The organism is Companilactobacillus sp. y65-5 (genome assembly GCF_057541095.1).
On record NZ_BAAJOA010000006.1, the window covers coordinates 84,288 to 110,668 of the forward strand.

A 26,381-nucleotide genomic window follows, 5' to 3' on the forward strand; every position below is an offset into this window, starting at 1 on the left:
TTTTCACTTCCTTAATGTGCGAATAATGAACCTATGAAGTAAGTTACGATCATAGTTAAAACTCCTGAAATAACATTTCTAAACACAGCCTTGGCTCTGTTAGCATTACCCAAAGCGGCAGCTGTATAACCAGTGATCGTCAATGCGATCACAACGGCGATGATTGTCGCAATAATTCTAATATCCTCTGGAAAAAGAGTGATCGAAGCTAGTGGCAAAATAGAACCGGCAGGAAATGAGATCATCGAAGCCATTGCGGCAGCGATAGCACTCGTGTGTTCCCGCGGATTGAAACCAAAACGTTCACGCACGGCTACATCTAGTGGATCATCACTCATCATTTCTTTAGTCGCCTTGTGAGCTAGTTCTTCTGAGATACCAGTTTCTTGATACTTCTTCTTAATAAACTCGAATTCCCCGTCGTAATTACCGTCCAGTGCGGCTGATTCTTTTTCGATTGCATGGCGTTCACTGTCACGTTGTGTGCTGACAGAGACCCACTCACCCATAGCCATCGAGATAGTTCCGGCAAGCATACCAGCGATACCGGCTAAGAAAATCGCGTAACTATTACTCTTGGCGCCAGCAACACCGATAACGATACCGGCTACTGAAAGGATCCCATCATTAGCGCCCATTACACTGGCACGCATAACATTGATTTTTTCAGCTAAACTCTTGGTCTTCTTTACATTTTGTGCCTTCTGCATTTTCTTCGCTCCCTTATTAATACTAATGATTAGTATCTTGTAATCATTTCTAGTTTGGAATGATTCTTATCTGCTAACGAGTACATAATAATCCTTTTTAAGAAAAAAGTAAACTCATAAACTAACAATACAGCAATTAATTTCAAACAATATTAATTGATATTTTTATAGTTCGGGTATTATAATTAGGTTGTAATGATTCCCAGGTAGGAATACATCACAGAAAGGAAGTTCGCTTATGGCTAATAACTCTGTCATGGAGGAGACATTAAAAGTTCTAAAGGATCGCAAGTTACGTGTCACTCCACAGCGTCACATCATCTTGGCATATCTTGCCAGTCATCATAACCATCCAACGGTAGAAACCATTCGTGATGCTCTAAGCAAAGACCTTCCCAACATGGGCTCTTCAACGGTCTACAATACTCTCAACACTTTTGTAGAGCATCATCTAGTGGTCGAGCTCCAAAATGGCGATGGCAGTACCCACTATGATTACTTTGGCACGCCACACTACCATGCCATCTGTACTAATTGTGGGAAGATCGTCGATGTAACTTATCCCGGATTCGATAAGGACGAGAAGAACCTCGAAGCACGCACCGCTGATATCTCTGGCTACATGATCTCCGGTAATCACATGGAAGTCTACGGATTGTGTCCTGAGTGTCAAGTTAAACTAGGTGTTAAATAATAACTAACTAAAAAGCCCGTGAAAATCTCACGGACTTTTTTTGCACTATTTAAAAAAAAAGATTTAACTTAAAATAAAGATTTATCTATTATAATGGATACAACTAATACCTTTCAGGAGGTTCTATTGATGAAAAACACCATTTTGATCGTTGAAGATGAGCTAAGTCTATCTAGCTATCTGACTAAGGAATTACAGTTCGAAGATTTCAATGTCGTCGTGGCTAACGACGGCTTGGAAGCGATGGACCAATATGAAGCTAACCAAAACGAATTACTACTGATACTGTTGGACTGGATGTTGCCCAAGCTAGATGGGATGGAAGTTTTGCGCCGCATCCGTAAACACGATCAAGTTCCTGTCATCATCATGACTGCCCGCGATTATGTCGGTGACAAAGTGGCTGGATTAGATAATGGAGCTGATGATTACATCACTAAACCATTTGAGATCGAAGAATTATTAGCTCGCGTGCGTGTGATCCAACGCCGAGTGGAACAAATGACTGAACCTGATCAAACTTATCAACTTGCGGATCTGACTCTGAATACCAAGTCACATCAAGTCGTTCGTGATAACCAGAACATCCAATTGACTAGACGAGAATACGACTTATTATTATTCTTTTTACAGCATATCGGTCAAGTCTTCACACGCGATGAACTGCTTGATAACGTCTGGGGTGAAGACTTCTTAGGACAACAAAACGTCGTTGATGTTTACGTCGGTTATTTGAGAAACAAGATCGACGGTAAAAACAATCAGCCTTTGATCCAAACCATCCGCGGTGTCGGCTATTCGATCGAGGATACCGCCAATGAACACTAAAAAAACTCAAACCTACGAAAAACTGATCAATCAAGGCATCAATCGCTTAGTCGTCATCATCACTCTGTCGATCAGTCTCTTGATCTTATTGTTCGTGGGAATCCAGCAGTCACTGATGACTTCCCGTGATGCGCAAGGGTTGATGATCAGCCTGAATCGTTCTAACATCGAAAGCATCCCCAGTTTTATCCAGTGGAACAACGCGAATGAGCGCCATTCTAAGCAAAATTCATTTATCCGGGTCAAGACCAAAGATAAGTCTGTCACAGCCGCTTCACTGAAGCGTGAGCGGATCATCATGACTTCTCCATCCTCCAAGCACTTCCTATCACAACGTCAGTACCATGTTTTCTTCTCCAAGGATGTCGTCTATATTCCACAATACGGCTTATTCTTATACTACAAACAAAAAAACAATGCCACTACCTACCAACTCTGGGTCAGTCTCAACAACCTACTGCGAAGTCTCTTACTACTATTAATAGTCATCGTCCTCGTGATGTTCATAACCCTAGGCTTTGGTACTTGGTGGTCCAGACGGCTGGCACAGCGCTTCAGCGCACCGACTTTGGCATTGGTCACTGAAACTAAGAAGACGACTCAAAATCTCGACGTGAATCAACCCACACTGAACGTCCCTGAGAATCCAGTCGAGATCAATGAACTAGGTAATTCCTTCAATGAACTGCTGGGAGCTCAAAACGAGCGCTTGGCTCGTGAAAAACAATTCGTCTCTGATTCATCACATGAATTACGGACCCCGATTGCTGCCATCAGAGGAAACATCAGTCTGATCAAGCGCCGCGGTGACCAACATCCCGAAGTGATACCTGAATCACTCGAATTCATCGACGAAGAATCATTGCGCATGCAGAACCTGATCGAAAACTTATTGCACCTCTCCCGTGCGGACAAGGCGGAGATAGACTTACAAGAAGTGAATCTCTCTGAATTGATGGACCAATTAGTCCTTCACTATCAGAACACCATCCCCCAAAAGCTACAATCTGAGATCGAACCAGATATTAAGATACTCGGTAATGAAGATATGTTACACCAGATGGCGATCGCATTATTGGACAATGCTAGTAAGTATTCTCCCGCCGATACCCCGATCACGATCGGCGTACATCAAGCAAATAAAAAAATCCAACTGAGTGTATCCGATCTGGGCATCGGCATCCCAGATGAAAAAAAAGACAAGATCTTTCAACGTTTTTATCGTGTTGACGAATCTCACTCGACCGAGGTCAAAGGTAGCGGTCTAGGATTGTCGATCGTCGCAAAATTAGTCACCTTAAATAATGCTCAGATAGAAGTAAATGATAATGAACCACAAGGTAGTGTCTTCACCGTTACCTTTGCAGCACTCGATCAAAAATAATGATCGAGTGTTTTTTTAATATAAGTATTTTAATAAGAAAATCTTATTTAATGCTTAACGAAAACCAGTAGTTGCTAGTGCGATATATTTGTAAACTAGGTTTATTCAATCAGAGAAAACAAACTTAATAAAAACCACGGACTTGAAAGGACTTGGTGATATATATGTCTAAACTCACTACTCAACTAAAACAACAACTAACTAACAATCCAAAACGTCAAATCATGCAAGATGCTGAAAAGCATTGGTATACCGGTACTGAACTGAACGACGAGCGCAAAACTTGGCTGCAATATTTTGATAACCAAGGTATCGGCTACAACGATGTCGTCCTAGTCGCCCTGACTAATTCAGTCACCTATTCATTAGTCGTTCAAACACTCTGGGAAGTCGGTGCGATCGTTCACCCTATCAATCCCGCCGTAACTGAGATTCAATTGAATGAATTCGAAGAACAATATAATTATTCTGCTATGATCCTCGATTCTGACATCGAAGAACCCGATACACTCACAGAAACCTTTGAAAAACGTCCTAAGCTAACGACACTTCACGAAGCTGAAGTAGAATTATACATCCGCAAGATCCACGAAGCTCATGCTGCCAAAGAACCGTTTGACAATCAATTCGCCATGATCATGCACACTTCGGGCACGACTGGTAAACCAAAACGTGTCGGTTTGACACACAGTCAATTGCTCGCAAATGCCAATAACATCATCGAGAGTGAGGACTTAACCGACTTCGACCGTACGATGGTCGTCATGCCCCTATTCCACGTCAATGCAATGGTCATCTCCAATCTCGCCACTCGTATCTCAGATGGACAGTTGATCTTTCGCTCTTGCTTCAGTGCACACCTATTCTGGAAAGAAGTCTTCGATGAGCAGTTGACTTGGGTCTCACTAACACCAGCTATCATCGAAATTCTACTTCAACGCGATGAGCAACCTAAGCCCAACAAGCTGAGATTCTTGAGAACTGCTTCAGCTCCATTATTACCAAGTACACATGAGGAATTCAGATATCGTTTTGATATTCCTTTGATCGAAAGCTATGGTATGACCGAAGCTGCCAGTCAAATCGCTCAAAATCCTTTAAACGCACCTAAACAAAACAGTGTCGGTCTACCTTATGGAACTGACGTCAGAATTCTCGATGACCAACACAATGAGTTGGGCAAAAACGTCGTCGGAGAAATCGCTCTTAAAGGCGCTTCAGTCATCGACCACTATCTCGACCCTCAACCTGAGACCTTCGCAGAAGGTTATCTCTTGACTGGGGATCTCGGTAAGATTGATGACGACGGCTACTTATTCATCGTTGGTCGTCGCAAAGAAATGATCATCCGTGGTGGTGAAAACGTCAATCCACTTGCCGTCGAAGATTGCTTGAAAGTCTTGCCATTCATCAAAGAAATGGCAGTTGTCGGTATTCCTGACAAAATCTACGGTGAAGCTGTCACTGCTGTGATCATCACGAATGATGACCAAGCCGACCACCGTTATCAATTGGCGCTACTCAAAAACTTGGCTAATAATCAGTTGATGCCTGCCGAACGCCCGACGGAATACATCTTCGGTCAAAGTTTGCCAAAGAATGCAACTGGTAAAGTTCAACGTAATTTATTAGCTAGACAAATCAGCGAAAAGCAATCAATCAAGGAGGCTTAATGAATGCAAAAGCCTATCGAAATCAGTAATACTCGCGTCAAACGCTTAAACATCCCTTATGAAAAGGCCCTACCTTTCTTGATACCAGTGATCTTGGTATTAGTTTGGCAACTAGCTAGTTCAGTCGGCTGGTTATCGAGTTCTGTTCTACCTTCACCTCTGGCCGTCTTACAAGATGGAATCACCTTGACTGCAAGTGGTGAATTACCAAAGAACTTGAGCATCAGTCTGTATCGTGCCACGGTTGGCCTGTTGATCGGTGGTGGCGTTGGCTTCCTTCTCGGATTCGTTAATGGGATGTCCAAGACCTTCAGTCTTCTCTTCGACTCCTCGATACAGATGTTTAGAAACATCCCGCATCTAGCTCTGATTCCCTTGATCATCTTATGGCTAGGGATCAACGAGTCAGCTAAGACCTCACTAGTTGCTATCGGGACGATGTTCCCCGTTTATATCAACACGTACGCTGGGATTCGTTCAGTTGATAAAGACTTGATCGAAATGGGAAAATCCTACGAATTATCACGCTTTGATATGTTCAAAAAAATAATTTTCCCCGCCGCCTTGCCGCAGATATTAGTCGGTATCCGCTACGCCTTAGGTGTTATGTGGACCACGCTTATCGTTGCGGAAACAATTTCAGCTAGTTCAGGAATTGGTTATATGGCTAATAATGCCGAAGACTTCGTTGATATGGAAACAGTGGTCTTATGTATCGTCGTCTACGCGATCTTAGGTAAAGTATCCGACTTAGTCGCTAAAAGTTTTGAAAGTTTATTGCTAGAATGGCAAACAACTGGAAGGAGTAACGCTTAATGAATACAAATACAATGATAAAAGTAAATAACATCGGTAAGAATTATGGTAATCTCACAGCCTTACAAAACGTCAGTCTCGATATCCATCAAGGAGAATTCGTGGCACTAGTTGGCATGAGTGGTGGTGGTAAAAGTACCCTCATGCGCCTGATAGCCGGCTTGGAAAAACCCACGACTGGTTCGATCGATATTGCCAAAGGTCAGGACAAGTCCCTGACCAGAATGATGTTCCAAGAGGATAGACTATTGCCGTGGATGACCGTGATCGAAAACTTGTCATTCAAATCAAAAAAGTCGGCCGAAGTCGAACATGCGAGAAAACTATTGGATCTAGTAGAATTGACCGACTACGCTGACCAATATCCTAATCAATTATCCGGTGGTCAAAAACAGCGAGTCGCCTTAGCACGAGCACTGATGACCGACCCTGAGATATTGTTGCTAGATGAGCCACTGGGTGCACTCGATGCCCTGACTCGTAGAAAAATGCAAGATTTGATCCTCGATATTTGCAAGAAACAAAACCTTACTACTATATTAGTGACACACGACGTTGACGAAGCCGCCCGGATGGCTGACCACATCGTCGTTATGAAAGATTCTACTAACTACTACGAGACCGACGGTCCAAAGGACAAACGCAATCCCGGTCAAGTTGGACTGATCGCAGAAAATGTTCTTGATGCAATTTTGGAAGAAGATACTCGTATTATGAAGACAGCATAAAAAATCTCAATCTCCTTGGTGGGGGATTGAGATTTTTTTGGTATATAAAAGAACCCCTGAGTTGGCACATTTATCCAACTCAGGGGCTCTAAATTTTATACACAAGATGTTTTACAAATGAAAATCTTCTGGTGGTTGAATATTACTATACTTACCATCTTCTTGCTTAGGATAAACTCTGAGACTACTTATTTTCCAGCAATCATTTACTTTAACAAAATCATTGCAGTATACCATCCACGTTTCAACTTTTTTACCATCTTCAACGTACACTTGATGATCTTCATATTGAAAGATTCCTCGGGCATGGTCGTCATCTTGCAACCAAACGAGTGGTTGATGTCCCATGTGCATTGTTACCATGGCTGCATTGACCCATTTATCTTGTCGGGCCTGTGCGGCTGGCGATGTTGGTACCTTATATCCATTATAGATATATTCAAAATCATCAGTGAAAAGTTCTTTCGCTAATTCTTCTTGTTTGGTATCCATTATCCACCAATAATAATATTGAGTTTCAATTACCTTTTGCAGAACACACAATTGATCTGGCGTATAATTTTGCGTTCTAGCTTCTTTCACCACTTCAGAGATTAGTCTTTTGCCATTCGCATCTTGTTTAGAAATTTTAATTGTCATATCTACTCACCTATTCTGTATCCAGCTTCAAATCCCTCCCAGATGGCGTTGCTTGCGAGACGTGCACGTTTTGCATCTCCAATTACTTGCACTTCTGGAACTAGATCTTTCAAAGCTTCTGAAAGTGGGTCATAGTTACGTGATCCTAAGCCAAATACTACGTAATCAAATCCTTTTAGCCATTCAACACTACCATCATCACGCTCAACTTTGACATCGTGATCTGTAACTTCAAGAATCTTAGTATTAACATTGATATGTGTATCACTAGCATGTAATCGTCTCAACATAGGATCTCTATTTGGAGCTGAAAGACCTGTCAACAATTGTGATTTCATTTCGATCAGTGTCACATCGATATCACCAATACTAGCGTTCTTACCAAAGGTATATGAGTTAGGACGTCCATTAGCATAAATCGTTTCAGCTGTTTCACATGCAACAGCCCCACCACCTAGGACACACACTTTTCCTTTTGGAATAACGAACTTGCCCGATAAGAAATCATGAGCATTTAAAACTGGATAATCCTTAGTTCCCTTAATTGGTGGAATAAGTGGCGTAGCTCCAGTAGCAACAATCACTGATTCAGGTGCGAACTCAGTAATATTTTCCACCGTTGCTTCTTGACCAAATTCAACTTTAACTTTATATTTTGCGGCTTCGTGGTTTAGATAAACCATCCATTTAGTTAAATCTTGTTTCCCAGGACTAGCGACAGCTAGGTTAAGTTGTCCACCAGTTTGATGATCCTTTTCCCAAACAGTAACATCGTGTCCACGTTTAGCTGCAGTCACCGCAGCGTACATACCACCTGGTCCAGCACCTACTACCAATACCTTCTTAACATTTTCAGCAGGCACTTCTGGATAGTCGTACTCCTTACCCACAAGTGGATTAATATGACAGTGACATTCTGGAGCTTCCTTGGATCTAGAGATACAACTACCACCACAATTAGCACATGGAGCAATTGCATCATAATCTTCTTCTAGTGCTTTATTACATAAATCAGGATCGGCGAGTAGAGGTCTACCTAAAGCAATACCATCGACTAAACCTCTCTCGACTATTTGAGCGCCATATCGAATATCATTAATCTTACCAACAACATAAACTGGTATATTAACAACTTGTTTAATCTGAGAAGCCTCTATAATATTTCTCCCAATAGGTTTAGCCTGACAAGGAATGATATTTTCTAAATTCTCATATTGAGTACCACCAGAAACTTCAAGAACGTTTACACCTGCTGCTTCCAATTCAGGAGCTAGGTAAACCATTTCTTCAAGGCTCATTCCTCCAACAGCTCTCTCATCACCTGAAACTCTTAAAAAGATCGGAAAATCATCACTAACATTTTTTCTAACTTCCCGTATCATTTCTAATACAAATCTGGCTCTGTTATCAAGACTTCCACCATACTCGTCCATGCGCTTATTTCTAAGTGGTGATAGGAAGGCACCTGGAAGCATATACGCATGTGCGGCATGGAGGAATATCCCACCACAACCAGCTGCTTCTACACGTCTAGCAGCTTGTCCAAATTGGTGAATAATAGTGTGGATCTCATCAATTGATATGGCACGACTAACATGATTATTTGCATTAGTATTTACAGATGGTCCGAGTGGAGCAATCTTGCGATAACCACATATGGACTCTGGACCCGGATGAATGATCTGGGGAATCAACGTACTACCTGCATCTTTAACTCTCTGTGCAAACTCTCTCAGACCCGGAATGTATTCATCGGAATCAATATAAGTAGTATTACCCATATATGGATATTTACGATCAATAGTAACAGCATCGATCGTCACGTATCCTGTGCCACCTTCTGCACGTCTAACAAATATATCCGCCAAGCGCTTAGGGATAGTCCCATCTGCGGATTCATAGTCCATGCTCATTGGTGCCATTCCAATACGATTTTTTAAAGTTAAGGACCCAACCTTAAGCGGGGAAAATACCTTCGATTCTCTCATTAACATAACAACTCACTCTTTCTCATTGATAATTGTGTCTAAAATTATGCTGTTTTCTTCTCATGAATTTTAGGTAAAAATCTAACTAAAATTATGCCGATTACGATACAAACCAATTCAACGATCGTGAGCGTTCTCATAGATGAGACTGCGGCTTGTGCCATCACTGTTCCCTTGGCGACTGTTCCGTCTGCCATTTGAGACATATGACTTGTAACACCATTAGCAAACATGGGAACAAACACAGCAACACCAAACGGTGCCGAAATATCACGGAACAAACCATAAGTACCTGTACTTTGTCCTGCTACATCTTCTGATAGTCCAGATAATGCCACCTTCATAAAGATAGTTGCATTACCACCTAAACCAACACCAAGTATTCCAAGACTGGAAGCGAAAACTAAGAACGATGAATCTGCTTGGAACAAGTACATAATGGCGCATCCTATCCCTGTGAGGATCAAGGAAAAGGTTAATATAGATCTTGGTTCTTTTTTATCAGCCAGAGGACCTATTGCGACCGATCCAATTGACATCCCTAAATACATAATTGAAATTGCAAAACTGGAGATAATTACATTGTTTGGTTGTGTATTTCTAACAAACAAAATTACATTAGTCATATTTGCCATCATTAGTCCTTGTGTTAAGAACAAAATCAATACCGGCAAAACAAATTTCTTTCTGGCCATAAACTCGCCATTTAAAACTGGATTCTTGGCTTTTCTTTCGATTAAAACCAAAGCAATCAGTGAAACAACTGCTGCAATAACTACCAGTATAAATACGGTGGAGTTCCATCCGATATTTTGTCCAAAGGATGGAACGCAAAGTAGTAAACTAAAGAACACCAATACCAAAGCTGCCCCTGGTCCATCAAATCCCTTCATTCCCTTCTTAACAAAATCTGTTTTCTTGATTGTGGCTGCGCAAATGAAAAATACCAATACACACATAGCTACACAGACCCACATCATTGCTCGCCAACCAGCGGATTTCATAATCAATCCCCCACCAGTTGGTCCAACGACCACCGCAGCACTCGAGATCAACATATAGAGTCCAAACGCTTGTCCTGTTTCTTCATCTGGATATTCAGTGATAATGTATGCCATTACGACTGGTGCAATGGCAGCGGTACCGATACCAACAATAAATCTAGAAACCAACATAAACATCAATGTTGTAGCAATAGCTGTCAAAATATTTCCGATCGTAAAGATCACTATACCGATCAGTAAAGTCGTTCGTCTGCCTAGAACGTCTCCGAGCTTACCAAGTATTGGAGCGCAGGCGGCACTGGACATAGCTAAAGCTAACGAGATCCAAGTAGTATTATTGTCACTAATACCGATATCAGCTACGAATGCAGGAGCTAAAACAGCTGTAAATCCACCAATTAAACCGACTAAAAGCGCTGCAATCGCATACGGGATAAAACCTTTTTTATAATCTTGACTTATCTCAGCTTCCATATCCTATTCCTCTTTGTTTTCTCTCATGTGTGGAATAACTTGGTCCAATTTATATTTCTTAATGGTTGTTTCACGATCAAACTCATTGATAATGCCTTGGTCATATAGATCACTAATCTCAGCCTCTGTGTATCCTAAGTCTTTCAGTATGTCTTTGTTGTCCATACCAAATAATGGAGCGCCTCTCCAGATCTTTGATGGTTGACGTTTGAACTTGTTAATCAAACCTAGACCCTTGATATGTCCCATCATTGGATCGTCCCATTCTGTTACAGTTTCACGGGCCTTCCAATGTGGATCATTTAGACAGTCTTCTAATTCATAGACACGTTGACAAGGTATCTGATTCTCTTGCATTTCTTTTTCAACGTCTGCCATGTCATGTTCAGAAACATATTTTTCCATGGCTTTTTCCATTCTTTGACCAACTGGTGTATCGATCATCCAGCCTGTGAATCCTTCTGGGAAGTCTGGGTCTCCTGTTCCTGGAACTGGAAGTCCGATGATTGGGAATCCACGTTTACAAACAGGGGCTCCTGTCATACCAATAAAGATCGTCTTTCCGTCTTTACATGTATAGAAGCTGAACAATGCAGCTTGTGCATCTTTATTTCCGGTTCTTGGCATTTTGACACCGTCAGTAGCATATTGAATCATACGTCCATCCATGATTCGAGAAAGCGCTTCGTACTGGGCAATATCAACTGACTCACCTTTACCTGTCAATTGCGTACTTACGTAACAAGCAAGCATTGCCCAACAAGTTGTTAATCCACAGACGAAATCGCTCAAATATGGATTGATCTTTAAAGCTTCACTGGTACCGTTCAATGACATGTATCCACTGAATGCTTGTCCAACGGCATCATATGATGCACGTTTAACGTAGGCCTCATCCCCTGTTTGTCCATAACCTGAGACATGCACAATGGCAATTTTAGGATTGACTTCCCAAATGATTTCATCTGATAATCCCAAACGATCGTATTGGCCACCTTTGGAAGATTCAACCCAGATGTCAGCCCATTTGATTAAATCTAAAAAGATTTTGCGGCCTTCGTCAGATTTAAGATCGGCAACCATTGATAATTGATTTCGATGATTTTGTGGATAGCCATACCATCCTCTTTGATTATCGGGTTTCTTAGGACCCTCAAAATGAATAACTGTTGCGCCACATTCAGCTAATAGTCCACCACCGAGGGGACCAGCGATATTTGATCCACTATCCAAAATATTTAGTCCAGATAATGCACCAAAACTTGGAAAATCTTTTAATCCTGTCATTGTGTGTAATCTCCTTTTGGGTTTTTAATTTTAATTGTTTGAACTAAGGTCTGTATGCGCCGTCAACGTTAATAGTTGTAGCTGTGATACCACTTGCCAAATCTGAAGCTAAGAATAGATATGTATTTGCGATTTCTTCAGGTTTTAACATTCTCTTCATAGGTAGTGTTTGTAGATAGCCTGATAAGATTTCTTCTGGCAATCCACCAGTCATTGGTGTGTCAACAACACCAGGAGCAACGCCAACTACACGGATATTCTTTCTGATGATTTCTCGACCTAATCCGTGTGTAAATCCGATAACTCCAGCTTTACTTGCAGGGTAACCACAGCCTGATAGTGAGCCATAAACTCCAGTTACTGAGGCAGTATTGATAATTACGCCTTTCTTTACACCTTTCATGCATTGGTAAGCAGCCCATGCACCGTTGAATACACCCACGACATTTACTTCCATGATGTTCTTGAATTCTTCTTCAGTAACTTTTGAGAATACGTGATCAGAAGTAATTCCGGCATTATTGATCATTACGTCCAACTTGCCATATTTTTGAGCAACTGCGCCTACTGCTTGTACCATTTCATCTCTAGAAGTTAAGTCTGGAGAAAATCCCAGCACTTCTTTGTCTGGATATAATTCCTTCAATTCAGCTAATGCACTGTCTACTTCTTCTTGCGTTTTGCCAAAAATAGTAACGTTTGCGCCATTATCAATAAAAGTCTTTGCGGCTGTGAATCCAATTCCGCTTGTTCCTCCAGTAATGATTGCTACTTTATCTTTAACTAATTCCATGATTATATGTCCCCTCTTATTTTTATTATTTGTTATGCATATTAGTTGTGATATGAATCTTAGGATCCCTGTTCAAATGTTCTTCATAAATCCGAACGTAACCTGTTTCTTTAATCAACCAGTTACCATCGACCTTTTCGTACTTATCTGTATAAAAAGCTCCACCATTAATTTCCACACCTTTAAACTTGCCATCTGTAAAAATCAACTTATCTTGTAGATACCACTTACCGGTAGCTTCGTTTTCACTATCAATTGTGATTTCTGGTGTATGTCCCATGTGCATGCTTATTTCTTCTTTAGGCATTACTTTTGCTAAATATCCAGCTACTTCTTTGGGACTATGGAAGACTAGTTTTCCATCTGAATACGATGTCTCGATGTTAGGTGATAGTGTTGCTTCCAACCCTTCCCAATCCTTACTATCCAAACACCTAAAGTAATTAGCTTTTAGCGCCTTGATAGCTTCGATATTACGTAAATCATTGATTTGTTTTTCTAAAACTTCAATTCTTTCTTCTAAAGTCATTTTTAAAATCCCTTTCTAGTCAATTGACATCGCTGTTTGATAACCTTCAGTTGTAGCAATTGTTGCATCACGTGTATCTTTGGCATCCCCGATTACGTGGAATGGAATATCTGATTCTTGGCAGATACTTTGTAAGTCTTCACTTGGTTTAGATACGATTCCTGTACATACGACTACGGAATCAGTTTCATAAGTTCCTTCGTGAACTTCTTTAGTTTTGTGATCGACCATCATGTATGAGACTTCATGGCCATTGATAGCAGTGATTGTTGTTCCTGGCATTTTATTGATCTTGTAGTGTTTTAATTCTGGTTTTAAGAGCATGCGACGCAACATTGGAATTCCTGTTCCGACACCCTTCTTCTCAACAACCGTTACGTTGACACCTTTTTCAGCTAACATCTTCGCAACATTGGCACCTACAAGGCCACATCCCAAGACTGTGACATTACCGGTTGGATTTACATCACCACGTAATACTTCGTATTGAGAATAAACATGTTCGCCATCGATTCCAGGAATCTCTGGTGCTTGATAAACGGCACCTGTGGCAATAATAACTTCATCAGGATTAACTTCTTTGATCAATTCCGGAGTTACAGCAGTGTTAAGATGAACTTCAATTCCTAGACGTTCCACTTCTTCGGGTTCCCACTTAGCCATATAAGCCCAATCTTCTTTCATTGGTGACTTTCCAGCTAGAGTGAATTGACCCGAGAGTGCATCCGTAGCTTCATAGATCACTGGGTTATGACCACGCTTTTTCAATCCTTCTGCGGCAATCATTCCTGCCATACCACCACCGACGATCATGACTTTCTTAGGACTTTCTGTCTTTGGTAATCCTTGGTATTCAAGACAAAGCCCTGGATTATGTGTACAAGTAATGTGTTTCATCTTTGGATTGATGACAGCGTCATAACAACCTTGATCACATCCAATACAGTTACGAATAAGATTTTCTTGACCATTTTTAACTTTTGTTACCCAATCAGGATCAGCAAGTTGTGCACGACCAATGGCAACTAAATCAAATTTCCCATCTTCGATCACTTCATTTGCTAACTCACCAGTATTGATTCGACCAACACCCATTACTGGTATATTGATTTGCTTTTTGATGTTATAGATATTTTCAATATTAAATCCATGAGGAATGTTGTAAGGTGGTACTTCATAGGCAGTAGCTAATGATTGAGCATTACCACGTGATAAGTCGGCTACGTCTACTCCTAAGTCAGCAGCTTGATTGATGAAGGATACGATTTCTTCCTCACTCATAACTTGTTCCATCATTTCATCGATAACATCTGTTCTCATAAAGAAAGGCATGTCATCAGGAATGTTTTTTCTGATGGCTTGAATTACTTCCAATGAAAAGCGGATTCTATTTTCAAAACTGCCACCATATTCGTCAGTACGCTTATTCATTCCTGGACTCATGAATTCATGTGGTAAATAACTATGAGCAGCATGAAATTCAACACAATCAAAACCTGCTTCAACAGCACGTTTAGCACCAGCTCCAAATTCTTCGACAATCTCATGAATTCTTTCAACAGTTAAGGTTTCTGGTGTCTCAAGTGTGTTGGTATCATCAAAGAATAGTTGTGGACTGAATCCACCATGCCATAATTGAATTCCAATTTTTCCACCTGCTTCGTGAACTGCATCTGTAACTTTTTTGAGTTCTTGAACGTGGTGATCGTTATAAAGTCCCATATACATGTAGGCGTGAGGAGCGGGAGATAGAGCAACACATTCAAAAATATTCAAACCACATCCAGCCTTTACACGAGCAACATGATAGGCAATCATATCTTCCCCAATATCATGTTTATTTTTTGCCATTTTCGTATTCATTCCCGGAAAAACGATGCGATTCTTTAGTTCCATTCCTCTAATTTTAATTGGTGAAAATAATGCATCAAAACTCATAGTATCTTCTCCTTTTTCTTCGTATAAGATTCAATCAAAACTTTTCGGTTGATCTTTCCATTTTCGTTACGATTAATCTTTCTTACTACTTCGATACTTTTCGGTATCTTGTAAGGAAGTAAATATATCTTTAAAAATTCTTTTACTTCTTGCAGGGTCAAATCCTTTTTTGACTCAATTACCGCATGAATTTTTTGGCCCCACTCACTATCTGGAATACCTATTACAACAGCATCATCAATATCCTTGTGCCTCAGCAAACAGAGTTCTACTTCTGTCGCGTTGACGTTTTCACCCCCCGTAATCAATAAATCTGCTCGCCGATTAACAAAATACAGATAGCCGGATTCATCTACATATCCTAAGTCTCCAACACTTCTGAATCTGTCAACTTTTCTTTTGACGTTATCCTGATTGATATACTCGGTCATAAAACAACCTGTCGGAGTTTTCATGAATATTTCCCCCACCTGATTCGGTGGTAAAATATCACCTTTAGGATTCTTAATTAAAATTTGGCCTCCCCCGGCTGCCTTACCGACGCTTCTGCGATGTTTGAGCCATTCATCGCCTCTAATGCTGGTTAATCCAACGACCTCAGTCATTGAATAGATTTCATAAACTTTTTTAGCTCCAATCAGATCGATCCATCTTTGCTTATATAACTCCGAGCAGACACCGCCAGTGTGGCACATAGCTTTTAAGGAGCTTAAATCTTCACTGCTGATATTTGGGAGGTTAATTATACGGTTCATCAGCGTTGGAACCATTTGAATGTATTCAATTTGGAATTTTTTGATTATCCTAACGATATTACTTGGACATAGATTCCTGATGATCACGAGTTGATTCCCAGAAAACAATCCATTGAATGCGGCAGAATGTGGCGCTCCGTGTGACAGTGGCCCCGTCAATAACTGTCGTTCATCAAAATCCATACCTGATATTTGGAACCAACTTTTCAATAAATCATCGGATAATCCGCTAGGCATATTTTGTTTGATGATTTTCAATTTCCCACTAGTTCCACCCGATAGTGAAATCATATTGGGATTCGCTACCCTATCCGGTGGTGTTTCATCCGATACATTTTCTTCTATTTCTTTGATTTTTTTGGATGTGATATTGATACAATTGCTAATTTGACAATGATTCGAAAAGTCTATTTTGAATTTTACTTCCGAATGAATCCTCCGCATTTCTACTGCACCAGTTTTATAAGAGATCGGAGTGTAGCAGGCTCCTGCCTTCCAAATTGCGAAAGTAGCAATGATATGATCTAATCCGTTAGGAAAACTTACCAGCACTGTGTCACCCGATCCGATTCCCATATCAATTAGATAATTAGCAACTTGATTGGATTTACATTGCAGTTCTTTCCAAGTTAGCTTTTCCTCAATATCATTTTTGTCGATGCTAATAATAGCAACATCATTTGGTTTCTTCTGAGCAATAAAATCTAACTGTTTTCCAGGAGTAACAAACTCTGAATCTCCATTTCTGTATTTATTAAAAAAGTTCATCATTTGGCAGTTTTACTCCCTTCGTCAGTTAAAATAATTTTTGGAATTCTTTCTACAACTAATACTTAATAAATTAGAAAAACTAATTTTACTTAACATAGTGCTATTTTTAACATTAGGGATTAGTGTATAATACCTCCATGAAGGTGTTTCTAATATGAAGAATTATTAATATCCTTAACCTTGTTACAACTTTAACATTTATAATTTATGTACTTGTGCACATTTCAGAAGGACTTATCACCTCAGAATGTTCAATAATTCACTAAATCATAATTGTTCATGTGACAAAAAATGCCCTAATACTTACAAAAAAATCTCATAATAATATTGAGGAGGATAGCTTATGCAATCAGAAGTTAGGTCCATACCAATTATCGGACTACCAATCAATTCATATTTCACTGGAAAAGAAAAACTACTTAAACTTAAAACTTATGAAATTGATGACATTACTCCCCCCATTTCAGAAAACGATTCTGTTTTCATCCTAGTAACTAGTGGTGTCGGTTTTATTACGATCAATGGTATAAACATGCCTTTCTCCGCTGGCACATTTGCTTGGTTACAGTCCTATCACACTTACTCCATTCACGCTGACAACGATTATCCATTAAAATTAAAAGTTCTAGTTTTCGACTATAACTTGTCATCGTTTTTAACAATAGAGAGTCAGTCCTTAGATAGTATTCAAAATATCGTCGATGCAACACCAATCCTTTACTTGAGCAAAGAATTATATGACAACGTCTTTGAGTTATTTGATGAATTTGAAGGGTTTAATACTAATTTCCTTCCTGGCTCATCTTTGATCAAAGTGGCGATTCTAGGCCAACTCTCTCAGGTATTACTATCTGAAAGTTTAAGAACTACTGACAAGGATGAATCACTTAATCGTCCTTTAGGATGGCGTGTCATGTTATATATGAGCACCAATTTCTCAAGACCTTTAACAATAGAGAATGTTGCCAAACACTTTAAAACTACCCCGACATTCTTGAATCATGAATTACGAAATATCACTGGATATAATTATTTACAAAATTTAAATAGAATTAGAGTAAATATCGCATGCATGGCACTACTATATGAAGACATGCCACTCACCAGCATTGCAGAACATTCCGGATTTTGTTCCGAAGTTAATTTCTACCGTACTTTCAAAAAACAAACTGGCAAAACACCGATTGAATATCAAAAAGGCTTGCTCCAATCCAACGATAACGATATCTACCGTGGTTTTATTATGAGCAAGCCCTTAATGCAACTCATGAACTATTCATACAACAACTTTTATAAGACGACTGACATCAAATCAGTTTCTAAAGATCTTTATTTATCTGAGAAAACTATCAGAGATATAATCTCTAGAGAATTTGGAGACTCTTACAAGAAATTAACGGAACTCACCAAGTTAAGACACGCTGAAGCACTTCTTTTGACAAGTGATTTGCCGATCATCGATATAGCACTTAACGTGGGATTCGGTGGCAGTAGGTCTTTTTCCAGGTCTTTTCAAAGAGAATACAAAATGCTACCTGGAGAATTTCGACAGCGAGCTAGGGAGGGTAAACATAATGACTGATAATCTTCATCCACCGGTATTTGCTTCTGGAGGTTACTATACAAAAAGTGATTTTTCAGCACCGATAATAGCTATTGATAAAGAGGTTAAGCATCCTACCATTTTAAAAAACAAACCTGGGATAAATATTTTTTATTTTTATGACGATAACGGACAAATAATCGTCAACTCCAAGGAATACCAAACTAAACATGGATTACTAATGTTCTTAGGGTCCTATCATTACTTCCAGTTGAAGCCGAAAAAAGATACTATGCATTTAATAAAATGCCAGATAAGCTATGATACCTTCTTGTACATGGCAGCCAATCCTTATTATGATTTCAACGAATTGACACTGGCATCTACCCCTCTCAACACGATTGTTAATGACGAATATTTAGTTTATACAGAAAAAATTCTAAATGATTTAGTAGATATTACTGGGAAGCATAATAAGAAGGGCGGAAGAACAGAATTCTTCTTAAGCATGAAGTTAATAGGAATCATGCAGATGAATTTTGATAGATCTATTTTAAAAAACGAAAATTAATTTTTATACACAAAAACTGCATTATCCGAATCGGATAATGCAGTTTTTGAATTTTTTCTCTTACTTCGACAATCCCGCATGAATATGATCAATATTCCACTTCATCATCGAGTAATAAGTATCACCAGTCGTACCTTCTTGTGCCAATGAATCGGTAAATATCTTAGAAGATATTTCCAGACCCGTCTCTTTAGCAACTTTGTTCATCGATTTAGGTGAAACTGAGCTTTCTACGAACAAGCTCTTCACCTCTGAATCACCGATCTTAGCTAAGACTGATTGCATCTGCTCTGGCGTTCCCTGTGCTTCAGTATTGATCTCCCAGATATAAGCCGGTGTGACGTGATAGGCTTTGGAGAAATACTTAAAGGCTCCTTCTGAAGTAACCAACAAGCGTTGACTCTCAGGAATATCCAAGAACTTGGATTGTGCTGATTTATGTAACTTACTTAATTTAGCAATATAATCATCAGCGTTTTGTTGATAATATTTCGCATTCTTAGGATCTTTGTCCTTGAGCACTTCAGCGATCGTCTCAACGTACTTGATCCCGTTCGCCAAGTCTAACCAAGCGTGCGGATCTTCTTCATCCACATTGGTGGTCAAATGTTCGGCTGTAACGCCTTCACTAGCTGAAAAGACTTCCTTATCAAAAGCTTTGTTAGATGTTTTGACTAGCTTATTGAACCAACCATTTCCACCAGTTTCTAAGTTAAGTCCATTGTGGAAGATAACGTCTGCTTCAGCTGATTCTGAAACATCCGTTGGACGTGGTTCATATTCATGTGGATCAGTCCCACGTTGAACGATACTATACAACTTGATACGGTCCTTACCAACATTATGAACCATATCTTCCAAGATCGAGTTGGTCGTGACTACTCTAATCTTCTCATTATTAGTAGTAGGTCTAGCTTGCGAGCTAGTTCTGACATTTAAGAACCAAAATACCCCACCGATGATGGCAACTACTGAAAGAATAGTAATTATAGCTTTTTTCATTAGGCGACTCCCTTCTTACTTAGCTTCAAGAATGCTTGTTTGGGAGATACGATAAATGAAATCAAGAACAACATCGCAGCCACAATAACGATTGCTGGACCAGATGCCCAGTTGAAGCTGTAACTAAAGTACAAACCGGTAATTGATGACACCACACCTACACCGGCAGCTAAGAACAACATCGTGGATAATTTGTCAGTCCACAAGAAGGCAGTAGCAGCAGGAGTGATGAGCATTGCGACCACCAGGATGATTCCCACTGTTTGCAATGCGGAAACAGTAACTAGAGTTAATACTAGCATCAATGAATAATGTAAGATCTGAACATTCAAGCCATAAGTTTTGGCAAATGTCTCATCAAAAGATGTGATCAAGAGTTCCTTGTAGAAGAAGGAAACGAATAAAATAACAATTCCTAGCACGATGGCTGTTGTCATAATATCAGAATCACTAACTGCCAAGATATTTCCAAATAGAATATGATGCAAGTTAGTTGAACTCTCTGCCATGGAAATCAAGATGAACCCTAGAGCATAAAAGGCACTGAAGACTACTCCTATAGAAGTATCTGTCTTGATCTTACTATGTGATGCCACAAAACCGATCAAAAGTGCTGCCATGATTCCAAATAACGAAGCACCGATCAAAATATTGATACCTAACATGTAAGCAAATGCCACACCGGGTAGAACTGCATGAGAAATCGCATCCCCCATCAGTGACATTCCACGTAAAATAATAAAACTTCCAATAACTCCCGACATGACACCTACCATGATGGCAGTGATCAACGCGCTCTGTAAGAAATCATATCGTCCTAATGCTGTAACAAACTCGACTAATGAGGCCATTACTTTGCACCTCCATTTTGGTCGAATAAGACTGCTGAAAGATCAGCACTAAAGGCCTTTTCGATATTTGTTGAATTATAAACATTTTCAGTCGGTCCGAAATCAACGATACCGTGATTCAAAACTACTAGGTCATCGAAGTAATGACTGACTTTGTTCAAATCATGATGAATAACAATAATCGTCTTGCCTTCATCACGCCATTGCTTGAGTATCTTCATGATCGCCGTTTCACTCTGTAGATCGATACCAACAAATGGCTCGTCTAAGATGATGACTTCTGCCTCTTGAACGATCGCACGTGCTACGAAGACTCTTTGTAATTGTCCACCGGAAAGATTACTGATTTGGCGCTTTGAAAATTCTGATAGTGAGACTTGAGCTAGAGCTTTTTTACTAGCTGCTCGTTCCTTCTTTCCCGGATCTTTGAACAATCCTAACTTCCCATATGTTCCTGTCATAACGACATCGAATACATTTACTGGGAAAGTCAGATCGAGATCTTTTCGTTGTTCCACATACGCGATCTGTTTTTGAATATCCTTGATTGGTCGATCGTCATATGCGACCGTCCCCTGTGACTTGATCAAGCCCAACATTGCCTTGATCAGAGTCGATTTACCTGCACCGTTTGGTCCAATGATTCCAGTTATTTTGCCAGCGTTAAAGTTCACGGCAACATCAGAAAATACTGGTGTGTCATCGTAAGCAACAGTCAGGTTCTTCACTGTAAGCATAAGAGCCCTCCTATAGTTATCTTTGGAATTTTCGAATCAATGTTCAACCATAGTATATCGAAGCCCAGAGATTAGCACAAGTATTTTTTAGCTAAGGCTAACTTTTTAATTAGTTAATAAAAATATTATTTTTACAATATAAAAAACATCATTCCGCAAACGGATTTGCCAGATGATGTTTTTCTTTTTCAGTCGTCATATATTCAATCTGCGAACCTATGATTTCTTTAGCATTCGGAGCTGAATAGCGACTTATTTTGATATCTATTTCTGCTAAATTATCCTGTAATGCTCTCTGTTTGTCGAGAATATCTTGCTTATGTTGGACGAGCATTAGACGCCGTTGTTCGATAGTATCAGTTCCTTCCATACACAGGTGAATGTATGCTTTGATCTCCTTTAGCGGCATGTCAGTATCCTTTAGACAACAGATCGTCTTGACCAGGCCCATATCAGCGCGGGTGAATTCCCGATGGCCTGATGAATTTTTGGAAATAAACGGTAATAATCCTTGCCGATCATAGTAACGAATCGTTGAGATCGAGATATCAAAATACGCTGCTACATCCTTGATCGAATAAGTTTCATCCATATCTTTCTCCTTCAGTTTGATAAATCTCTTGACCTAAACTATGGTTCAGGTTTTATCCTAAAATAAATCAATTAATCAAAAAAGGCAAGGTATAAATTTATGAGTGAAAAGGTTTTAGTAACTGGTGGTACAGGATTTTTAGCATTAGAATTGATCAGCCAACTGTTACAACAAGGATATGATGTGAAGACTACTGTCCGTTCGTTATCCAAACAAGAACAGGTTCTGCAGATAATGAGCGATAACAAAATCAATAATCTAGATCATTTGTCATTCATCGAGGCTGACTTGAACAGTGACCGCAATTGGGCCGAGGCTATGAGTGATCGACAATATGTCTTCAGTGTCGCTTCACCGATTTTTTTTGGTAAGCAAACTGACGAGGCTACCGCGATGAAGCCAGCCGTCGATGGCATCAAGAGAATATTAAAATTCTCTCAACCAAATATCAAACGGGTCGTTATGACTGGTAATTTTGGTGCAGTCGGGTTCAGCCACATGGATCATCGTCAGCCAGTGACTGAAAGAGACTGGACTGCTGTCGATCAACGTGGTTTATCACTGTACGAAAAGTCTAAGTTGATGGCGGAAAAAGCCGCTTGGGAAATAATCTCTCAACCGACTAACACTGTCGAATTTGCGACGATCAACCCCGGTGCTATTCTAGGCCCAGCCATCAGTACACACATAACCGGCAGTTTTGGACTTATCAACAATCTATTGAGCGGTTCGATGAACCGAATCCCTGACATGCCCGTCAATATCGTTGATGTTCGCGACGTAGCCGCACTACACATCAAGGCCATGTTCACACCCGATGCCGACGGCAAACGTTTTATAGCCGTGGCTTCTGAAGCTACTTCACTACCACAGATTGCTCAAATCTTACGTGACAAACGCCCTGAAGTCTCTCAAAAAATCACCACTAAACCACTGCCTGATTTGATAATCAAAATAGGTACTCTATTTAATGAACAAGCTAGAGAAGCCAGACTGTTCCAAACTGTCAATCACCATGTCAGTACAGCTCAAGCTCAAAAAATCCTCGGCTGGACTCCTCAATATAGCGTGGAAGAAACTATCACACAGTCAGTGGACAGCCTAGTTAAGTTTGACTTAGTTCAAAAAAAATAAGCTTGATATGATCATCAAACTTACTTTTATTTATTAATTCCACTTGTACCAAGAAGTATCATACTTGGACGAATACAACTCGCTACCATCAAAACTGTATGATTCAGTGATCGAACCACCGCCATTTTGATTGTATTTGATTTGAACATGATTGCCATCTCTATTGACGATTTGGTATGTTCCAGACTTGTCGCCTAATTGATACGAACCGTCAGAATAAAGTGACAGATCTGGATCTCCAGTATAGTCACCGATCAAGGTACCATCGAAGTCACGAGAGTTATCATTCGCAAAGGAATTATCTCTACTTGCTGAAGCGATCTCATCACGATCATCATCGTTGGTGTCTACGTCGTTATCATCATCGTCATCGGTATCTTTTTCAACAGTCGTCTTTGCCTTTTTCTCTTTTTTGACATTCATAGTAACTTCGCTGTCGTCATCGCCAATGCTGATCGTCACTTGTTTAGACTTAGCTTGGCTAGACTTATTGTTACTCTCAACTGTTAAATCGTATATACCTGGAGTCAGATCTGACACCTTGTACTCATCACCGTCAGATTGGGCGGCAACATTCTTATTGTCGACAGTAAAGACTGGATTATCGATGTTAGTCTCGATCGATAATTCCTGACTCCGGACTTGTATTTTGTACTTATTGTATATCCCTAAGTATTTTCCAGTTGCTTTCACGGAGAAATTATTCTCTGGGTCAGTACTCTTAAGTTGATTCCTGACCTTTTGTATCGAGGAACTGTCCTTTACATACAGCCGTTTCAAAGCTCCAACTTTCTTAGTCGACAATTCCTTACCATCTTCGCCGATAAGTGCTGACTGCATTTTGTCAGTCTTGCCACTAGTTATGTCATCTTGGAGATTTTGTACTTGCCGATTCTTGCCATAATACCAATTTCCACCCATGTAGCCTACCAGTAAGACTACAATTACAGCGACTATCCAAACTATCACCTTATTGTTCTTCTTAGGTGGTTGATTAGATCCGTCAAAACCTACACTCACGGTCTTAGCTTGAGTAGGAACTGACTGTTGCGCAGCGTTAGGCGCTGCTTGACTGGCTTTGGATGAGTCTTGAGCAGATGTTACTGGCGCCACTTTCTCAGCCTTTTTGTTGCTATTTTCTTCAACATATTTTTTAACATTAAATCCACAGTTTGGGCAAAAATCGTCATTGGATTTAAGTTTTTGACCACAATTAGGACAATATTCTAAGTTCTCCATATTTTTCCCCTACTTCATTTCTTTACTTTGAATCGTTTTGTACAATAATTCCGCAATCTTCTGATGTCCTAATTGATTAGGATGGAATTCGTCTTTTTGGATACTATAAACTTCACTATAACCCGTATCGTTTTGGGTCACACTCGGATTATTTTGCCAAATCGTTGACAAGTCTACTACTGGAACACCGTATTTTTTACCGATCTCTTTGATCTTTTGGTCATACACAGCGTCATTTTCCATGAATTGACCGTCACTCGGTGACCAAGTCGTCATCAATAATATCTTGGCATCTGTCTGTGACTTAACTCGTCCTACTAATTTGTCGAGATTAGTAACGAAATTACCAAGGTTTTGTTGGTCGACCCCATATGCGGCATCATTCGTCCCGAATTCGATCGTCACGAGGTCGGGTTTTGCATTGATCAAGTATCGAACGACAGGTAAACCGAAGTTAGTCACAGTTTTGCCTGACAAAGAATTGTTATCTTCGATCACTTGCTTGCCTGTACCCTTACGAAGTTCTTCAGTGAAAAGGCTAGTAAATCGGCTTTCTTTTGAATCTGAGAATAAGCCAACTGACAATGAATCACCCAATGCATAATACTTCAGAGTTTTTTTGTCGGAATCTTTTAAATCAGATAAAATCGTCGGATTCGAAGTGGTTTTATCATTTGTTTCCTTATTTTTAGTCTTAGAAGTTGTGATTTTCTTATCCCCTTTGTTCTCCGTCTTAGTCTCACTAGTAGCGCTACTCTTTTGGTGCGAACAAGCGGTAGTCAGTACGACTAAACAGAGGATCAATACCGAGAAAAATATTTTTTTCTTAGTATTCATTATAGAATACCGGGAATCATGACTGCGCCCATAATCATATAAGTAAATGTATTCATAATAATTTTTGAAACAAAGAATACTGCAATGCCCCCAATGATTTGAGAAATGATGATAGCATAGATTCCATCGATTCTAGTCTTTTCGTTTGTGATCAACATTGAACCGAAAAAGGCACTAGTCCAAAGCAACAATAAAAATAACATCGTTAGTGTAAATAGTGAAGCTGAAGCTGCCGCCGAAGCTACGCCAGTAATAGATGTAGCATCTGGCTTAGATAGCCATAAGATAACGACACTGATTACATCAACTACTAGCATGGGAGTGATGTAACTTCCCAATTGATTCATGTAGTCATAGACATTCACGTTATCCTTCATAACATACTTACGAGTTACGAAGCCTGACAAAACAAAGGCTGCCATGTATAACATTATTATTATTAATAACCTAATATATACTGAAATACCTGCGTGCGCTGTAGAAACTGGTTCCGCTGCACCGAATAAACTACTTAACCCATTGGCAGCGCTATTGAAAGTCGATAATGCTTGATTGCCAATGATGTGAAGCATTAAAGCCAAAAGTGCAGAATTTAGTATCAATGTTGTCAGTCCATAATACTTGCTCTCATTAGATACTATCGTTGGATGCTTAATAGCCTTAGAAAACCAACCGAAGTAATTCATTGAATGCTTCTTGAATTCTTGTATTCGCTCATTCGTTTGTGCTGGGTTAGCTTGAGCACTTGTACTTTGATCGACTTCTGATTCTATCGCCAAGCGAGTACCACACTTCGTGCAGAATTTTGTCCCCTCTTTATTCTCTGATCCACAATTTGGACACTTAATCATAATAATCCCCCCT

Annotated in this window: 25 protein-coding genes; 9 read left to right on the forward strand and 16 right to left on the reverse strand. The window is 39.8% G+C overall.

Annotated features, from left to right (window positions below):
• Positions 1 to 11: 11 nt before the first annotated feature.
• Positions 12 to 710 (reverse strand): VIT1/CCC1 transporter family protein, encoded by a 699-nt coding sequence (locus tag AC27FM_RS10540; RefSeq protein ID WP_487088097.1) that lies wholly within the window; start codon positions 708 to 710, stop codon positions 12 to 14.
• A 238-nt stretch (positions 711 to 948) separates the two neighbouring features.
• Here AC27FM_RS10540 and AC27FM_RS10545 point away from each other — a divergent pair, with 238 nt between their 5' ends.
• The 6 genes from AC27FM_RS10545 to AC27FM_RS10570 all read left to right on the forward strand — a co-directional run bounded on the left by AC27FM_RS10545 (position 949) and on the right by AC27FM_RS10570 (position 6,833).
• Positions 949 to 1,404, forward strand: coding sequence for a Fur family transcriptional regulator (locus tag AC27FM_RS10545; protein ID WP_487088099.1), 456 nt, complete (start codon positions 949 to 951; stop codon positions 1,402 to 1,404).
• A 129-nt stretch (positions 1,405 to 1,533) separates the two neighbouring features.
• Entirely contained in the window at positions 1,534 to 2,232 is a 699-nt protein-coding gene (locus AC27FM_RS10550) for a response regulator transcription factor (protein ID WP_487088101.1), read from the forward strand.
• Positions 2,222 to 3,616 carry a sensor histidine kinase gene (locus AC27FM_RS10555; RefSeq protein WP_487088103.1) on the forward strand — a complete coding sequence of 465 codons (1,395 nt, stop codon included), beginning with the start codon at positions 2,222 to 2,224 and terminating at the stop codon, positions 3,614 to 3,616. Before AC27FM_RS10550 ends, AC27FM_RS10555 begins: the two co-directional genes overlap by 11 nt.
• A 164-nt stretch (positions 3,617 to 3,780) precedes the next feature.
• The gene (locus AC27FM_RS10560) at positions 3,781 to 5,289 is read left to right on the forward strand and encodes an AMP-binding protein (protein WP_487088105.1); all 1,509 of its coding nucleotides are present in this window, start codon (positions 3,781 to 3,783) and stop codon (positions 5,287 to 5,289) included.
• Positions 5,290 to 5,292: 3 nt separating this feature from the next.
• Positions 5,293 to 6,105 carry an ABC transporter permease subunit gene (locus tag AC27FM_RS10565; protein ID WP_487088106.1) on the forward strand — a complete coding sequence of 271 codons (813 nt, stop codon included), beginning with the start codon at positions 5,293 to 5,295 and terminating at the stop codon, positions 6,103 to 6,105.
• The gene (locus AC27FM_RS10570; protein WP_487088108.1) at positions 6,105 to 6,833 is read left to right on the forward strand and encodes an ABC transporter ATP-binding protein; all 729 of its coding nucleotides are present in this window, start codon (positions 6,105 to 6,107) and stop codon (positions 6,831 to 6,833) included. The genes AC27FM_RS10565 and AC27FM_RS10570 overlap by 1 nt, the downstream gene beginning before the upstream one ends.
• Before the next feature lie 111 nt (positions 6,834 to 6,944).
• On the opposite strand, the gene AC27FM_RS10575 is transcribed toward AC27FM_RS10570, so the two are convergent.
• From AC27FM_RS10575 to baiB, 8 genes are read right to left on the reverse strand one after another with little or no spacing between them, the layout of a single operon-like run.
• Positions 6,945 to 7,472 carry a nuclear transport factor 2 family protein gene (locus tag AC27FM_RS10575; protein WP_487088109.1) on the reverse strand — a complete coding sequence of 176 codons (528 nt, stop codon included), beginning with the start codon at positions 7,470 to 7,472 and terminating at the stop codon, positions 6,945 to 6,947.
• 2 nt (positions 7,473 to 7,474) lie between these two features.
• Positions 7,475 to 9,466, reverse strand: coding sequence for an NAD(P)/FAD-dependent oxidoreductase (locus tag AC27FM_RS10580; RefSeq protein ID WP_487088111.1), 1,992 nt, complete (start codon positions 9,464 to 9,466; stop codon positions 7,475 to 7,477).
• Positions 9,467 to 9,504: 38 nt separating this feature from the next.
• Positions 9,505 to 10,938 carry an MFS transporter gene (locus AC27FM_RS10585; protein WP_487088112.1) on the reverse strand — a complete coding sequence of 478 codons (1,434 nt, stop codon included), beginning with the start codon at positions 10,936 to 10,938 and terminating at the stop codon, positions 9,505 to 9,507.
• Between the two features lie 3 nt (positions 10,939 to 10,941).
• The gene (gene baiF / locus AC27FM_RS10590) at positions 10,942 to 12,225 is read right to left on the reverse strand and encodes a bile acid CoA-transferase BaiF (protein WP_487088114.1); all 1,284 of its coding nucleotides are present in this window, start codon (positions 12,223 to 12,225) and stop codon (positions 10,942 to 10,944) included.
• A gap of 43 nt (positions 12,226 to 12,268) precedes the next feature.
• Positions 12,269 to 13,018 (reverse strand): SDR family NAD(P)-dependent oxidoreductase, encoded by a 750-nt coding sequence (locus AC27FM_RS10595; RefSeq protein WP_487088116.1) that lies wholly within the window; start codon positions 13,016 to 13,018, stop codon positions 12,269 to 12,271.
• Between the two features lie 25 nt (positions 13,019 to 13,043).
• Complete coding sequence (locus AC27FM_RS10600) at positions 13,044 to 13,547, reverse strand: nuclear transport factor 2 family protein (protein ID WP_487088118.1); 504 nt, start codon at positions 13,545 to 13,547, stop codon at positions 13,044 to 13,046.
• A 15-nt stretch (positions 13,548 to 13,562) separates the two neighbouring features.
• The gene (gene baiCD / locus AC27FM_RS10605) at positions 13,563 to 15,485 is read right to left on the reverse strand and encodes a bile acid Fe-S flavoenzyme BaiCD (RefSeq protein ID WP_487088120.1); all 1,923 of its coding nucleotides are present in this window, start codon (positions 15,483 to 15,485) and stop codon (positions 13,563 to 13,565) included.
• A complete protein-coding gene (baiB, locus tag AC27FM_RS10610; protein ID WP_487088122.1) occupies positions 15,482 to 17,011 on the reverse strand; it encodes a bile acid--CoA ligase BaiB in 1,530 nt (509 codons plus the stop codon). The genes baiCD and baiB overlap by 4 nt, the downstream gene beginning before the upstream one ends.
• 343 nt (positions 17,012 to 17,354) lie before the next feature.
• On the opposite strand from baiB, the gene AC27FM_RS10615 reads away from it, so the two are divergent.
• Entirely contained in the window at positions 17,355 to 18,593 is a 1,239-nt protein-coding gene (locus AC27FM_RS10615) for a helix-turn-helix transcriptional regulator (RefSeq protein ID WP_487088124.1), read from the forward strand.
• On the forward strand, positions 18,586 to 19,125 hold the full coding sequence (locus AC27FM_RS10620; protein ID WP_487088126.1) for a hypothetical protein: 540 nt from the start codon (positions 18,586 to 18,588) through the stop codon (positions 19,123 to 19,125). The genes AC27FM_RS10615 and AC27FM_RS10620 overlap by 8 nt, the downstream gene beginning before the upstream one ends.
• A gap of 60 nt (positions 19,126 to 19,185) precedes the next feature.
• Here the strand turns inward: AC27FM_RS10620 and AC27FM_RS10625 are convergent, their stop codons facing one another.
• The 4 genes from AC27FM_RS10625 to AC27FM_RS10640 all read right to left on the reverse strand — a co-directional run bounded on the left by AC27FM_RS10625 (position 19,186) and on the right by AC27FM_RS10640 (position 22,307).
• Positions 19,186 to 20,127, reverse strand: coding sequence for a metal ABC transporter solute-binding protein, Zn/Mn family (locus AC27FM_RS10625; protein WP_487088128.1), 942 nt, complete (start codon positions 20,125 to 20,127; stop codon positions 19,186 to 19,188).
• Positions 20,127 to 20,978: a metal ABC transporter permease gene (locus AC27FM_RS10630; RefSeq protein WP_487088130.1), complete on the reverse strand. Its 852-nt coding sequence runs from the start codon at positions 20,976 to 20,978 to the stop codon at positions 20,127 to 20,129. Before AC27FM_RS10630 ends, AC27FM_RS10625 begins: the two co-directional genes overlap by 1 nt.
• Complete coding sequence (locus AC27FM_RS10635) at positions 20,978 to 21,715, reverse strand: metal ABC transporter ATP-binding protein (RefSeq protein ID WP_487088132.1); 738 nt, start codon at positions 21,713 to 21,715, stop codon at positions 20,978 to 20,980. The genes AC27FM_RS10630 and AC27FM_RS10635 overlap by 1 nt, the downstream gene beginning before the upstream one ends.
• 148 nt (positions 21,716 to 21,863) lie before the next feature.
• Positions 21,864 to 22,307: a MerR family transcriptional regulator gene (locus AC27FM_RS10640; RefSeq protein WP_487088133.1), complete on the reverse strand. Its 444-nt coding sequence runs from the start codon at positions 22,305 to 22,307 to the stop codon at positions 21,864 to 21,866.
• A gap of 99 nt (positions 22,308 to 22,406) precedes the next feature.
• On the opposite strand from AC27FM_RS10640, the gene AC27FM_RS10645 reads away from it, so the two are divergent.
• Positions 22,407 to 23,441, forward strand: a complete 1,035-nt coding sequence (locus AC27FM_RS10645) for an NAD-dependent epimerase/dehydratase family protein (RefSeq protein WP_487088135.1) — start codon at positions 22,407 to 22,409, stop codon at positions 23,439 to 23,441.
• 33 nt (positions 23,442 to 23,474) lie between these two features.
• Here the strand turns inward: AC27FM_RS10645 and AC27FM_RS10650 are convergent, their stop codons facing one another.
• Genes AC27FM_RS10650 through AC27FM_RS10660 form a run of 3 tightly spaced genes read right to left on the reverse strand, consistent with a single transcriptional unit; the run spans position 23,475 to position 26,368 of the window.
• Positions 23,475 to 24,680 (reverse strand): zinc-ribbon domain-containing protein, encoded by a 1,206-nt coding sequence (locus tag AC27FM_RS10650; protein WP_487088137.1) that lies wholly within the window; start codon positions 24,678 to 24,680, stop codon positions 23,475 to 23,477.
• A gap of 9 nt (positions 24,681 to 24,689) precedes the next feature.
• Positions 24,690 to 25,517: an SGNH/GDSL hydrolase family protein gene (locus AC27FM_RS10655; RefSeq protein ID WP_487088139.1), complete on the reverse strand. Its 828-nt coding sequence runs from the start codon at positions 25,515 to 25,517 to the stop codon at positions 24,690 to 24,692.
• Positions 25,517 to 26,368: a DUF6574 domain-containing protein gene (locus tag AC27FM_RS10660; RefSeq protein WP_487088141.1), complete on the reverse strand. Its 852-nt coding sequence runs from the start codon at positions 26,366 to 26,368 to the stop codon at positions 25,517 to 25,519. The genes AC27FM_RS10655 and AC27FM_RS10660 overlap by 1 nt, the downstream gene beginning before the upstream one ends.
• Positions 26,369 to 26,381 lie beyond the last annotated feature (13 nt).